Origin of the sequence: Candidatus Thiothrix phosphatis, assembly GCF_035668035.1 — a bacterium.
In the GTDB taxonomy this organism is placed as follows: Bacteria; Pseudomonadota; Gammaproteobacteria; order Thiotrichales; family Thiotrichaceae; genus Thiothrix; species Thiothrix phosphatis.
In genome coordinates, this window is sequence record NZ_JAYMYJ010000115.1 from 3,005 (window position 1) to 16,793 (window position 13,789).

At 60.4% G+C, this 13,789-nt stretch carries 7 protein-coding genes; 4 read left to right on the plus strand and 3 right to left on the minus strand.

Annotated elements, in window-relative coordinates:
* Window positions 1–93: 93 nt before the first annotated feature.
* Window positions 94–546, minus strand: coding sequence for a type II toxin-antitoxin system VapC family toxin (locus VSS37_RS12995; RefSeq protein WP_324695877.1), 453 nt, complete (start codon window positions 544–546; stop codon window positions 94–96).
* A 515-nt stretch (window positions 547–1,061) separates the two neighbouring features.
* Here VSS37_RS12995 and VSS37_RS13000 point away from each other — a divergent pair.
* From VSS37_RS13000 to VSS37_RS13010, 3 genes are all read left to right on the plus strand, one after another.
* The gene (locus tag VSS37_RS13000) at window positions 1,062–2,294 is read left to right on the plus strand and encodes a DUF3322 domain-containing protein (protein ID WP_324695879.1); all 1,233 of its coding nucleotides are present in this window, start codon (window positions 1,062–1,064) and stop codon (window positions 2,292–2,294) included.
* A gap of 34 nt (window positions 2,295–2,328) precedes the next feature.
* Window positions 2,329–3,552, plus strand: a complete 1,224-nt coding sequence (gene ispG, locus VSS37_RS13005; protein ID WP_324695953.1) for a flavodoxin-dependent (E)-4-hydroxy-3-methylbut-2-enyl-diphosphate synthase — start codon at window positions 2,329–2,331, stop codon at window positions 3,550–3,552.
* Between the two features lie 477 nt (window positions 3,553–4,029).
* On the plus strand, window positions 4,030–4,809 hold the full coding sequence (locus tag VSS37_RS13010) for a dienelactone hydrolase family protein (RefSeq protein WP_324695881.1): 780 nt from the start codon (window positions 4,030–4,032) through the stop codon (window positions 4,807–4,809).
* A gap of 33 nt (window positions 4,810–4,842) precedes the next feature.
* On the opposite strand, the gene pbpC is transcribed toward VSS37_RS13010, so the two are convergent.
* Both pbpC and VSS37_RS13020 read right to left on the minus strand, forming a co-directional pair.
* Window positions 4,843–7,170: a penicillin-binding protein 1C gene (gene pbpC / locus VSS37_RS13015; protein WP_324695883.1), complete on the minus strand. Its 2,328-nt coding sequence runs from the start codon at window positions 7,168–7,170 to the stop codon at window positions 4,843–4,845.
* Between the two features lie 8 nt (window positions 7,171–7,178).
* Window positions 7,179–13,001 (minus strand): alpha-2-macroglobulin family protein, encoded by a 5,823-nt coding sequence (locus VSS37_RS13020; RefSeq protein ID WP_324695884.1) that lies wholly within the window; start codon window positions 12,999–13,001, stop codon window positions 7,179–7,181.
* A gap of 109 nt (window positions 13,002–13,110) precedes the next feature.
* On the opposite strand from VSS37_RS13020, the gene VSS37_RS13025 reads away from it, so the two are divergent.
* Window positions 13,111–13,788 carry a phosphoribosylanthranilate isomerase gene (locus tag VSS37_RS13025; protein WP_375339146.1) on the plus strand — a complete coding sequence of 226 codons (678 nt, stop codon included), beginning with the start codon at window positions 13,111–13,113 and terminating at the stop codon, window positions 13,786–13,788.
* Window position 13,789 lies beyond the last annotated feature (1 nt).

Consider the following 13,789-nt stretch of genomic DNA (forward strand, 5'->3'; position numbering starts at 1 on the left):
CAACTTCTCGGCCAGTGAACGCTGGCGGGAAGGCGATGAGGAACGCGAATTCTACTCGTCGATTTTGCTCTTGGGAAATTCTGGTTCGGTGAATCAGGTGTTTGGCAATAACAGGTTTTCAAACGGCTCGCGGTTCTTCCAGCGGTAGCTGTTGAAGTCACGTTCGTCAGTGGACAGGATGCGTCCATGTCCCAGCTCTTCTGCCAGAATGACCAGCGAGGCATCCGCCAGATCCATCGGCAGGTCGCGGTATTTGAGCATCAGCTCCCTGACCCGGCTCAGATGGTGTGCTTCGTCAAGGTGAAAAATGTCTGCGCCGCCTTGTTCGATATTGTGCCAAAACAGCAGTTGCGCCTGAAAATCGACACGGTTGTACAGCAGGTGACTGGCTTCGGCAATGACTGGCCAGGTAACAACGAATGCCGAGTTTTCAAAGGTATCCAGCGCGGTAATCGCGGCTTCATGGTAACGGTCTTTTTTATTGCCGAGCGCCACCCAAAAGCCGCCGTCAGCGATCAGGCTATTTCTGGGGAGGGTATTTTTCATCAAGACGTTGCGCCAGATACTGTTTGTAATGGGTGGATAAATCTTCAGGGCCGGAGGAGCTGCCGATAAAACCGCTTTCCCGCCAGATTTGTTTCTGCCGTTTGGTTTTTGCCCGGTCACGCAGTTCTTGCGCAGCCCGTTGCAGGGCCTATTTCAGGGCGTCAGTTACGGACGTGTCACCCAGTTCCTGACGCAGGAATTGCAGGTCGTAAGCTGTCTGCTCATCCAGTCGGGCATTAATTCGCATATCGCTCATGGTGTATTACCTTTTGCAAGACTCTTGTCATACAAACATACCATAGCACACATTTCCTGTTATCCTTCACTCAATCCTTCAGTATTGCAAAGGTTGGGCTGATGACGGTGGAAGATGACTTCAAGGGCGAACAGCAGGCTGACTTTTCCAGCCGATACAAACGGCCATGTTCCCGGTTGGTATCAAATTCAACTGGACGTTTGACCATGGCAGCGGTCTACATGCACGCCACATTGTCACCGACTATACGTATTGACGAATGATCACCCCCGCCGACATCCGTCAGAAAGCCCAGAAATTGTGGGACAGCGGCAAACTCCTGCAAGCTTCCCTGTGCGGCGAAAACCTGTTCCCCTGGATGATTAGCTTCCGCCCGCCCAATGCGCGCGAGCAACTGGAAGATTTCGCCGCCATCCGCGTCTGGGTGGAAAAGCTGAAGGCGCAGAGCAAGGAAGTTACCGCTGAAGGCTATACCGTCGAATACAAAACCGTCACTCATCGCCAGTTAGGGGAACAGCGCCTGCCGGAGCGTATTGTGTTCCAGACGCAGGATGATCTGCTGCGTTTCCTGCACAAATTGCGTGAATTCGGGCAACTCCACACGCTGGCGACGGAAAGCCTCGTCCAATATCCCGCCTTGCAGGGTTGGGTCAGCAGCAAGTCGCGCCAGTTCATGCAATCTGCTGGAATCTGGCGGCAATTACTGGCCGTATGTGCTTATTTCCTCGCTCATCCGCGCCCGGATTGTTATCTGCGCGAGCTGGATATTGCCGGTGTGGACAGTAAGTTCATCGAGCAGCACAAAGGGATTCTGGCGGAACTGCTGGATATTTTGCTGCCTGCTGACGCGATTGATGGCAGTGCGTCAGGCACTAGGCAGTACGGTTTTGAACGGCGTTATGGCCTGAAATGCCCCGAGCCGCTGATTCGCCTGCGCCTGCTGGATAGCGGGCTGTATCCGTTGCCCGGCGTCAGCGACCTGAGCTTGCCGGTGTCGCAACTGGCACAATGGAAAATTCCCTGCCAACAGGTGTTCATCACCGAGAACAAGATCAACGGCCTGAGTTTTCCCGACCTGCATGGCAGTCTGGTGATTTTCGGCCTGGGTTACGGCGTTGATAGCTTGGCGGAAATCGGCTGGCTACGGGGTAAGAAGCTGTATTACTGGGGCGATATTGATACGCATGGCTTTTCGATCCTGTCGCGTTTGCGCAGTTATTTTCCAGCGGCGCAAAGCCTGCTGATGGATACGGCGACGCTGGAGCAGTTTGCAGATTTGTGTGTGACCGAACCGGAAACGTCCCGTTGCAGTGATAGGCTGGCGCATTTGCAAGCGGATGAAGCGCAGCTTTACCAGCAGTTGCAGCACACCCACCAGCGGCTGGAGCAGGAACGTTTGCCGATGGGGCATGTGTTGCAGGCTATCGCGCAGTTCGGCCTTGCGGATTCGGGATTCGCCCCGACTCCCTTGAGGGGAAATGTTCGGGCATAATATCCGTTATTTGCAGCAACAGTCTGAAAACTACATGTCAAACAGCCACCCTATCCAGCGTCACCGCACCGTCCCTGTCAAAGTGGGCAACATCACCGTTGGCGGCGATGCCCCCGTTGTCGTCCAGTCCATGACCAACACCGATACGGCGGACGCCATCCGCACCGCCGCGCAGTGCTTTGAGCTGGCTCGCGCCGGTTCAGAACTGGTGCGGATTACGGTCAATACGCGGGAGGCTGCGCAAGCCGTACCTGACATCCGCGCCCGCCTCGACAAAATGGGCTGTGATGTCCCCCTGATCGGCGACTTCCATTTCAACGGCCACAAGCTGCTGACAGCGGTGCCGGAATGCGCGCAGGCGCTTGCCAAGTACCGCATCAACCCCGGCAACGTAGGCCGTGGCAAAAAGCGTGATGAGCAATTCGCGCAAATGATCGAGTTCGCCTGCCGCTACGGCAAGCCGGTGCGCATCGGCGTCAACTGGGGTTCGTTGGATCAGGAGTTGCTGGCGAGAAAACTTGATGAAAACCACCAGCTTGCCCAGCCGCTGGAACTGTATGACGTGATGCACGAAGCGCTGATCGAATCTGCCCTGACCAGCGCCGCCAAGGCCGAAGAATACGGCCTGCCGCACGACCATATCATCCTTTCCTGCAAACTCAGCGAAGTGCAGGGTCTGGTGCGCGCTTACCGTGACATGGCCAGCCGCTGTGATTACCCGTTGCACCTCGGCTTGACCGAAGCCGGTATGGGCAGCAAGGGCATTGTCTATTCCACCGCCGCGCTTTCGATCCTGTTGCAGGAAGGCATCGGCGACACCATCCGCATTTCCCTCACGCCCGAGCCGCACGCCAAGCGGGAAAAGGAAGTCATCGTCGGGCAGGAAATCTTGCAGGCGCTGGGCTTGCGTTCCTTCACCCCACAAGTGGTGGCCTGCCCTGGCTGCGGGCGCACCTCCAGCGACTACTTCCAACGTCTGGCCGAACAGATACAAGGCTGGCTGCGTGAACAGATGCCGGTGTGGAAAGGCCAGTATCCGGGTGTGGAAAGCATGTCGGTTGCGGTGATGGGCTGTGTGGTCAATGGCCCTGGCGAAAGCAAGCATGCCAATATCGGCATCAGCTTGCCCGGTAGCGGGGAAACCCCAGTCGCGCCCGTTTACGAAGACGGGCAGAAAACCGTCACCCTCAAAGGCGATTCGATTGCGCAGGAATTCCAGGCGCTGGTCGAAACTTATGTGCAGCGCACTTACGGTTAAACTCCGGAAATTGCCTCGATCTCTGCATCATCTTGAATGCATCCGGGGCTAATGTTACTGTGGCGGAAACACTTGGCAAAGGTTTGTGCTTATGTTCCACCATCAGCCAGAAGACGCTAACTGTACACCGGAAGGGAGTCATGGGACATGGATACGAAGGGTTGCTGAGTGGTTTTCTCTTGTTGCATCCAGCCAACAGGGGACGGACGCCCCGCCAGCAGCCCCTCCTTCTGAAGCATCTGATTCCAACTCCCCCGATCCCGCACCCGTTGAGCCAATCCGCAAATATTTGTCTATTGGTTTCGCGTTTGTCGTGATGGCGGTGGTGGTTTGGCTGCTTCTTTGGTTATGGATAAATGCCTTCACCAATGAATGTGAGCAATTCTCGACATTATACATCGCTCCCCATTGCTCACCTCCCCGTTAAGGCACAGACCCCGCAAGACCCTTTTGATCAGAACCAAGGAGGACAACATCATGAGAAAAACGACCCTGTTGGCAATCGCCGGTTTATCCCTGCTGGCCAGCAACGTCATGGCCGCCGTCAAAAGCGAGCCGGTGCATTACGAATATGACGGGACAAAACTGACCGGCTACCTGTATTACGATGACGCCGTCACGGAAAAACGCCCCGGCGTAATGGTGGTGCATGAATGGTGGGGGCTGAACGATTACGCCAAACACCGCGCTGAAATGCTGGCCGGATTGGGTTACGTGGCGTTCGCCGCCGACATGTATGGCGACGGTAAGGTGACCGACAAGCCGGAGCAGGCCAAGGAGTGGATGACGGAAATCACCTCCGATGTGGATGCATGGCGCGGCACGGCGCTCGCCGGTCTGGAACAGCTGAAGAAAAGTGACAAGGTAGACCCGGGCAAACTGGCGGCGATCGGCTACTGCTTTGGCGGTGGCACCATCCTGCAAATGGCTTACAGCGGTACGTCTGATCTGAAAGGGATTGTCAGCTTCCATGGCTCGCTGCCTTCCGCACCGGATGGGACGGAAATCAACACCAAGGTGCTGGCTTTCCATGGCAATGCCGACGCGATGGTGCCGCCTGCGACCGTCAGCAAATTCATGGGGCAGATGGAAAAGACCGGCGCGGACTGGCAGTTTGTGGCGTTCGGCGGTGCCCGTCACGCCTTCACCAACCCGGATGCGGGCAAGTACGGCATCGAAAACCTGAAATACGACGAAAAGGCCGACAAGCGTTCCTGGGCTGGGATGCAGGCGTTTTTCAACGAAATTTTCCAATAGTCCCCATCACCGGGGGAAGCGCCCGCCTTCCCCCTACCTTGCCAGCACTTCAAACTCGCGTTCGGCGCGGTTGCCCATTTCATCCACCACCGCCAGATGATGCTTGCCTGCGGCAGGCTGTGCCGCCTGTTCGTGGAAGGTTTGCGTGGTGCCGATGAACTGGTTGTCCAGATGCCAGTACAGCAAGGTGTCGGCGCGTTGCGGCGTGGCGCGGAACACAGTTTGCCCCAGCTTGCCGTCCAGTTCGCGCGGCAGGTAAATCTGCGTATTGTCCTGCGGGTAAACAATGCTCACGGCTTCCTGCTGGCCGCTGTCGCCGCCTTGACAGTCAGCGCGCCATGGCGGCAACGGTTGGTAATCGGCGTGGCTTTGCTGGTAATACTCGGCTTGGTCTGGCGGCAGCACGAACCAGTCGCGGCCCTGCATATTGGCCACGCTTTCACAGTCGCTGTTGACGCGGAACTGCCCGCCAGCGTCCAGGTGGATGAGCTGGTGGTAAGGCGTAATGCGGGCGAAATGGCTGTTGAGCGGCAGGCGGATGCTGTGGGTGGCGCAAGCGCCATTGCTGAGGTAGCCGTCGTCCTTGCATGTCTCAACCTTGGTCATCTGCCAGTCAGGTCGCTGGAACCAGCCACGGTTCGGTGGCAACAGGCTGAAGGCGCTGAACAGGATGGGCGCGGCGCTTTGCGTCCCGGTCAGCCCGGCGCGCCCGACGCCATCCGCATTGCCGACCCACACGCCGACGGTGTGATCCGGGGTGACGCCGATCGCCCAGGCATCGCGCTGGCCGTAACTGGTGCCGGTTTTCCAGGCGACCTTGCGGCTGCTGCTGAATTTTTCCCAGTAACCTTCATCGCCGGGGCGGGCGACATCCAGCAGCGCATCCAGTGTCATCCAGGCGGAGGCGGTGGACAAGGTGGCGATGCGGTTGGTTGCGGCGGTGTCCGTCAGCAGCATCCTGCCTTGCCGCCAGGACGTTTGCTGGTGTTGCGCGTCCTGCTGGGCGCGGTTGGCGAGGTTGGCGTAGGCCGTGCCCAAATCCCACAGGGAAGCTTCCGCGCCGCCCAGGATCAGGCTCAGGCCGTAATCCCGCGCCGAACGGTTCAGGTGCGTGAAACCCAGTTGGCGCAATTGCATCAGAAACGGCTCCACCCCTCGCAGACTCAACAGGTTTACCATCGGAATGTTCAGCGAACGCGCCAGGGCTTCGCGCGCGCTGACGGCACCGTGGTAGCGGCGGTTGTAGTTTTGTGGCGTAAAGCCGCTGTAGTTGACGGGCGTGTCCGCCACCAGCGAGCCGGGCGTAATTAACCCCTGTTCCAGCATATCGGCGAACAGCAAGGGTTTGAGGGTGCTGCCGGTGCTGCGCGGGCGCTGGATCATGTCGATCGCGTGCCCTTGGTCGCCGCTGAAATCCTCTGCCGGGCGGTTGCCGACATAGGCCATGACGTCGGATGTGTGGTTGTCCAGCACCACAATGGCAAGGTTTTGTATGCCTTCCAGCGCCAGTTGTTCGCCCGTGCGTTGCGCCAGGGTGTTGAGCTGCTGTTGCAGGCTGGCGTCCAGCGTGGTGCGGAAGCGTTGGACGCCGGGGTGCTGCGCCGTCAGCGTATCCAGCAGGTGCGGTGCCAGCCGGGGCAGGGGATGCGGCGCAGCGGGCAAGGGTTCCGCCACCGCCAGCTCGTAGTCCAGCTTGCCCAGGATATGCTGCGTGTAAAGCTGTTGCAGCAGGCGGTTGCGTTTGGCGAGCAGGCGTTCGCGGTTGCGCCCTGGGTGCACCAGCGCCGGGTTGTTGGGCAACACCGCCAGCATGGCGCTTTCCGCCCAGGACAGTTGCGCCGGGCTGCGGGCGAAATAACGCCAAGCGGCGGCCTCCAGCCCAACCACATTGCCGCCGAATGGGGCATGGCTGGCGTAGAGCTTGAGGATGTCGTCCTTGCTGTAACGGGTTTCCAGCCGCCAAGCGCGCAGCAACTCCAACAGCTTTTCGTGGAACGTGCGTGGCGGGTTGCCACGGGAGAGGCGGATCACCTGCATGCTCAGGGTGCTGGCACCGCTGACCACGCGCTGTTGGCGCAGGTTGTCGTAGCTTGCCCGCGCCAGCGCCAGCAAGTCCACGCCGTGATGCCGCCGGAAACGCTTGTCCTCAACTTGGATCAGGGCAGCGGCGAATTTGTCCGGCACGCTTTCCAGTTCAGGAAAACGCCATTGCCCATCTGTTGCGATGTGGGCGCTGAGTAGCCGTCCGTCACGATCCAGCAGCAGTGGTGAATGGGCGGCGCTGAACAGCGTGGCGGGCAGGCTGAACCAGCCCCACCACGCTGCGCCGATGATGGACAGGAGGAGTGAGCCCCCCCACATCAGCCGTTTCAGTTAGCAGGCTCCGGTGGGTTCGGCGCTGCGCCTGCCTCCCCTTCCTCCTCGCTGGGTTCCGGTGCCGTGCTACGGTTGGCGCCTGTGGGGACTGTTTTCATGATCCTCACCGGCAAACCGGCGGTGCGCGCCCGGATGCCCGGCTGGTACATGGCTTCGCTGCTGATGGCGGGGAAATAGAACTCGCCGAGGAACGCGGCGTTGAGCCTGACTTTGATGGCCTTGCTTTCACCCGCGGCCAGATCGAAGTAGCTCAACACGCGGTCATCGCGCACATCCTGGTAACTGACACCATTGCCAGCGGCGGGGGCAGGCGGCGCGGCGCTGTTGTTCCCGCCATCGTCTGCGCCTTCACCATCGCCATTGCCGTCTTCCGAATGGTTGGTATTGGCGTTGGCGGCAGGGTTGGCTGCGGTTTCCGTCGCGCCGATTTCCATGCCGGAAGGCACCAGCGTGGACAGGGCAATATGCTTGAGGGCGGCCCCGCCGGTGTTGGCGATGCTGACGTTGAGGGTGTAATCCTGGCCTTGCTGCAACTGCAAGGGCGGCTGCGCCAGCGGTGCGCCACTGTCCCAGACCTTGCCGCCCTGCGGGCCGAGCAGTTCGGCTTGCAGGCCCAAGCCTTCCGCCACCGGCTGTTCATCGCCCGCCGGGGCGACGCCGCGCTGGGTGACAGTGGCGTACAGCTTGCGGTCGCCGTCGTTATGCAGGGCAAGCTGGAAAGCTTTGTCCTGCGCCCCCAGCAGTTGGCTGATCAGCGGTTGGGTGCTGTTCAGCGGGGTGGCCGTGCCTTGGTCCAGCGTGTAGTGCACCGCCAGCGGCTGTTGGCTGCTGCTGAGGTAATGCGCCACCGACAGCAACGCCCAACTGATGTCATGCGTATTGAAGTGGTCGCTGCTGCCGAGCTCTTCCGCAATCTGCTGCACCACCAGGGCGGCGTCCTGATCCTTGTGCAGCGTCAGCAAGGTTTCCAGTTGCAGGCCGAGTTGCCCCAGTTTCTGGCTGAAGGTGTCCTCGGAAGTCGGCGTGTTCAGCTCGGTGGCGACCAGCCCTTGCGTGGTTTGCTGCGCGGCTTCGGCTTGCCCGGCCAGCAGGTAGGCTGCGGCCAGCAGCCAGCGCGCCTGCGGGTTGGCCTTGCCGGATTCGCGCAGGCGGTTCATCGCGCCCAGTTGTGGCTTGCCCGCCGCCGCCAGCACATACAGCCGGTAAGCTTGGGTGGAGGAGGTGTCTTCCTTGTCACTGGCTACCCAGTCCTGCGCCTGTTTCGCCTGATATGCCTGCCATGCCGTCAGCAGGCCTAGTGGCGCGTTGTAGCCCTGTTTCTGCGCCTCGATCAGGAAATGTCCGGCGTAAATGCTCGCCCAGTCGTTGGCTTCGGTGGAGCCGGGCCAGTACATCAGGTTGCCGTTGCTGCCCTGGAACCCGGCCAGCTTGCTGATCGCCCGCTTGATGTGGTGCTCGACCTGCTGTTGCCGTTCCGGGTCAAGCTTGAGCAATTTGGGCAAATATAGCTGCGGGAACACGGACGACGTGGTCTGTTCCAGACAGCCGTGCGGGTAGTGGATCAGGTAATCCAGGTGCTGTTCCAGGTTCAGGTTGGGCAGGCTGGAAAGCTCCAGTGTGCCCTGGTTGGTTCCGGCCATACCGTGCGGGGTGATCGTCGTTTGCCAGTCGGCTTTTGGTTCCAGCGTGGTGCTGACGGTGCGCAGGCTGGGCAGGTTAGGTGCCTGGACTTCCAGGTTTTCTTCCTGGCTGCTGCTGTATTGGCCGCTGGTGGCGGTAAATTTCAGTTTGCCCATCATCGGCTTGTCGCCTGCCTTGAGGAACAGCGTCACGACTTTTTCGCCCGGTTGCGCAAACGGCACGGTCAAGGCAGGGCCGGTGCTGGAGAATGCCCCATCCATCTCCAGCTTGACCTGCACGGATTTGACCGTTGGGTCGGAAACAAACAGGGTGATGGGGACTTCCACTTTTTCATTCACTTTCAGGGTGCGCGGCAACGAGGGCAGCAGCATCAGCGGCTGGCGCACGAACACCGGCTGTTCCGCCTTGCCATACGCCGTGCCGTCGGAAGCCACCGCCATAATGCGCACCGCGCCGAGGTAGGACGGCAGCTCGACCTGATGTTCGTGGGTTTGCCCGGCGTCCAGGTGGAATGCGCCGAGGAAACGCACCACCGGCGGGAAGCGTTTCGGCTTGTTGGCGGCGTCGTCAATTTGCGCCTCATCGCCGCCGCCGATGGCCAGGATGCGCTCCAGGTTGCCGCTGTAGGCTCCGATCACGCTGTCGAACAAATCCCAGGTTTTGATCCCCAGCGCTTCCTTGCGGTAGAAGGCTTTGTGCAGATCGGGCGCTTCGAAGCGGGTCAGGCCCAGCAAGCCTTCATCGACCACAGCGAGGGTGTAGTCCATCGCCCGCCCGGATTGCTCGCTGATGCTGATGGTCTGGGTGGTTTGCGGCTGCCATTCATCGGCGGCTTTCAACACCGGCTGCAAGGTGGTGGCGGGGTCGTCCACCAGCAGCGGAATGATCCCGTACAGGCGGATCGGGCGGTCATTCTGCTTGTTCTGGTGGCCTTGCAACAAGCTGACGCTGACGTAGGCGTTCGGTGCCATGGCCGCTGTGATCGGCAATGGGATTTGGGTGCGCTTGCCATCCAATTCGATCCAGCGCTGCTCCAGAATCTGGCTGCTGGTTTCAACGGTGAACAGGGCGCGCCCGGCTTGCGCTTCCGGCAACTGGATTTGCGCGGTTTCGCCGACTTGGTAATGGGTCTTGTCGCTGCTGAAACGCAACATGGCGGCGGCGCCGCTGCCGTCTTCCTGCGCGCGGCCTGCCCAACCCGGCCAGTCGACGTACAGCGTCTTGCCGGTGCAATGCTTGCCCTGCAAGTCGCAGGCGCGGATCAGGTAACGCCCCCAGTCGGGGTATTTGATCTGGAATTTCCATTCGCCCTTGCCGTTGGTGGTGCTGACGATGGATTGCTGCAATTTGCTGCTGTGGCTGGCGTCGGCGTATTCGGCCAGCGAATCGGGGGTTTTGTCCCACCACCATTTCCAGTCGATCTTGTACAGGGTGACTTCGACCTGCGGCAGGGAAACTTCCTGCCCATCGGCGTTGACGCTGGCGATGTCGACGGTGTGTTCCTGGTCGGTCAGCAGCATATTGCGTTCGGCGTCGCCCTTGGGCAGCTTGATGCCGACGTAGTTTTCAAATGGGTAGTAGTCGATGTCCTGCTTGCTGATGCTGAAGCCGCCGCCTTCCTCGAACACGCGGCTGGTGAACCACGCGCTCAACATTCCCGGCGCGGGTTTGTCGGGCTGGAAGTTTTTCGTAAAGCGCAGATAGCCTTGCTCATCCAGATAGCCTTCCAGCAATTGCTGTTCCTCGCTGTCCAGTGTGCGGGCAGGGTCGTCGAAGGCGTAATCGTTGAAGCGGGTAAAGGTGGTGGTTTTCTCGCGCAGCTTGACGCTGACATCGGCTTTCAGCTTGCTGGCGGTGCCGCCGTGCAGCCATTGCGCAAACAGGGTGGCTTCCGGCAAGTCCTTGTAGCCGTGCAAGGCCTTGGCGTCGGCGTAATTCAGTTCCACTTTCAGGCGGTTGGGGCGCACGGTTTCGATTTTCAGGGTCTTGTCGAAGGTGCTGCTGCCCAGCACGGCTTTCACCAGCCAGTCGCCGGTCGGGTCGCTGTCCGCCGTTTTCAGCTTGAAGGTGTAAAACGGCCCGGTGGGTTGCTTGTTGGTGACGGTTTGCTTGAGCTTGCCGGTCGGGTCAAACAGTTGCAGCGTGACCGGATGGTTCGGCGGCAAGGTTTTGGCGCGGTCTTGCAAGACGAAGGTGAGGAAAATGTCGTCGCCAGGCCGCCATACCCCGCGTTCGCCGTAGATGACGCCTTTCAAGCCCTGTTTGACGGTTTCGCCGCCGACATCGAACTGGCTGGTTTCCAGCGCGGTGTTGGCGTTGAGTTTGAGGTAGGCGCGGTCAGAGCCTTTATCCGCCACCAGCAGGAACGGCGTGTTGGGGCTTGCCAGTTCGGCGAAGCCGTCGCTGCCGGTCGTCGCGCTGGCCAGCGTTTGCCCCTGGAAGTTGCGCAGGCTCAGGCTGACGCCCGCTTCGGCGGCGGCGGTGCGCAAATCGGTGGCGATGACGTGCACTTTACCGGCACCATCCTGTTTGGCGATCAGGCCGAGGTTGCTGGCGATGAAATTGTGGTTGGCTTCCACCTCTTCGCTGTTGTGGAAATAGCTGTCGTCACACGGGTTGTCGCGCTTGTCCCAGTCGTAATTCACGTTGTCGCTGTCGGCGACGTATTCCTCGATGCCGTCCCAGCCGCTGGTTTCCGTCCCGTCGTCATCTTCCGAACTGGCCAGCGGTTTGTCGCTGATTTGCGGCGCTGGCGTCCCCGCCGGGCAAGGGTAGGTGGAAAAACGCCGGTCAACCGACAGTTTCAGGCGGTACATGGCTCCAGGCTTGGTTTTCAGCAGGCCGGTGGCGTCAATGTCGTAGCGGTTCCACTGGTTGGGGTTGGCGGCGGTCAGCGGAATGGTTTTGCGCCAGATATAGCGCCCGACCCGTTCCGTTTCGCGGTCGCCGTCCAACCCGTTCACTTGCAGGAACTGGGTGATGTTTTCCGGGTAAATTTCCATTGCGGTGACTTGCACGGCGTTGACGCCGCGCGCTTCCAGCGGAATGGTCATGGTTTGGCCTTCCGGCAGGATGCTGCCTTTGCCGACGAAGCGCACGGCAGGTTTGGGGTAGCCCAGGCTGATGGCTTGTTCGGCGCGTTCCGCCAGTTTGCCCAAGGCGGCGGATGCCGCCCGGATGCCGGGTTGCAGGATCAGTTTGTGTTCACCGGGTTCGGCCTCGCCTTTGGGGTACACCAGCAGGCGGTTGCCGACGATTTGCGTGGTGACTTCACCGTTGCCGAACTGCACCAGCCCTGTCAAATCCTGCTGGGCGTCGAGCGCGTCGGAAAAGCTGACGGTAATGTGCGGTTTGCCGTCAGCGTCTTCGCTCAGGCTGTCGATGCGGGTGACGCTGAAGGTCTGTTGGCTGGGGATGGCGATGTCTTTCGCGCCGCTGCTGTTTGCGCCTTGCGCATTCAGGGATTTGCCGTCCCAGCTCAGGTGCAGTTCTGTGCCGAAGGTTTCGCGCGGGATGGCGGTGATGGTGAAACGGTGTTCTGTCCCGGCGGTGTTATGCTCCCAAGCGATTGCCAGCGGCTTTTTCTGCGCACTGGCCTGAAGGGCTTTTTCCACCGCATCCGGCTGCGCGAAATCGGAGGTGAACAGTGTGCCCGTCAGCTGCATCTGGGTGGATTGTTCCGCGACCGGGTCCAGCCCTGCGGTTTGCACTTCCAGCTCCAGTGGCGCGGTTTTGAAGGTGAAGTCGATCGGCTTGACGTCAGCGGGGATATTGAGCAAACCGGCAGGCGTCACTGTCAGCGTATAGCTTTTCCCTGACGGCAGCGGCGCGGAGGGGGCGAAGATAATGCTGCTGGCGGTGTCGAACTGCGCCTTGCCTGCTGTTTCCGGCGTCATTTTCAGGTAGGCGTCGGCGCTGTCGCCCACCTTGTCGTCGCTGACCACCGGCTGGCGGAAGGCGACCACGATTGGCTGGTTGCGCGGCTGCACGCTGGGGGGGCGCAGGCTGAACAGTTCGGTGAGCAGGCGGCTGCGGTCTTGTGTGGCGGCGTCCGGTTTGGCGTCGGCGGCGGGCGCTGTGGTGGGCGCTTCCTTGCCGCAACCGGGTAAAACCAGGCTGCCGGATAATAGCAGCAGCAAAAGCAGAAGACGGAAGGAGGGCGTGAGTGTTGCCATATTATGTTCCCCAAGGTGTTGCCGGTCTTGTCGATCCGTTTTAGAAGCCATTCTACTGCGTAAGTTTAACGGCAAGCACCGCCATTATTAAAATTTTATGCATTTGTTTATGGGGTTGGGTTTTGGCATGATGGCCGCTTTCTGTTGGGAGCGGGATGCCATGCGTTGCCGGGTCAAAATTTGCGGGATCACTTCGGTCGCCGATGCGCAGATGGCGGCTGCCGCCGGTGTGGACGCCATCGGGCTGGTGTTTTATCCCCCCAGCAAGCGTAACGTGGAAATCGCGCAGGCCGCCGCCATTTGCCGCAGCGTGCCACCGTTTGTCACGACTGTGGGGCTGTTTCTGGATGCGGAGGCGGATTTCGTGCGCGCCGTGCTGGCCGCCGCGCCGCTGGATGTGTTGCAGTTCCACGGCTCGGAAAGCCCGGAATATTGCCGCCAGTTTCCCCGCCCCTACCTGAAGGCGGTCGGGATGAAAGGGCTGGTGGAGTACGGCGGTTTCCATGCCTATGCCGACCGTTATGCGGACGCGCAAGGGTTTCTGGTCGACAGCCATGCGCCGGGGGCTGCGGGCGGGACTGGCGAAACCTTTGACTGGACGCAGGTTCCGCAGGATTACGCCAAGCCCATTATTTTGGCGGGCGGTTTGACGCCGGAAAATGTGGCGGATGCGATCCGCGCCAGCCGCGTGTATGCGGTGGATGTCAGCAGTGGGGTGGAATCCGCGCCCGGCGTCAAGGACGCCGCCAAAGTGACGGCGTTCATGCGGGCGGCGGCCAGCAGTTAGC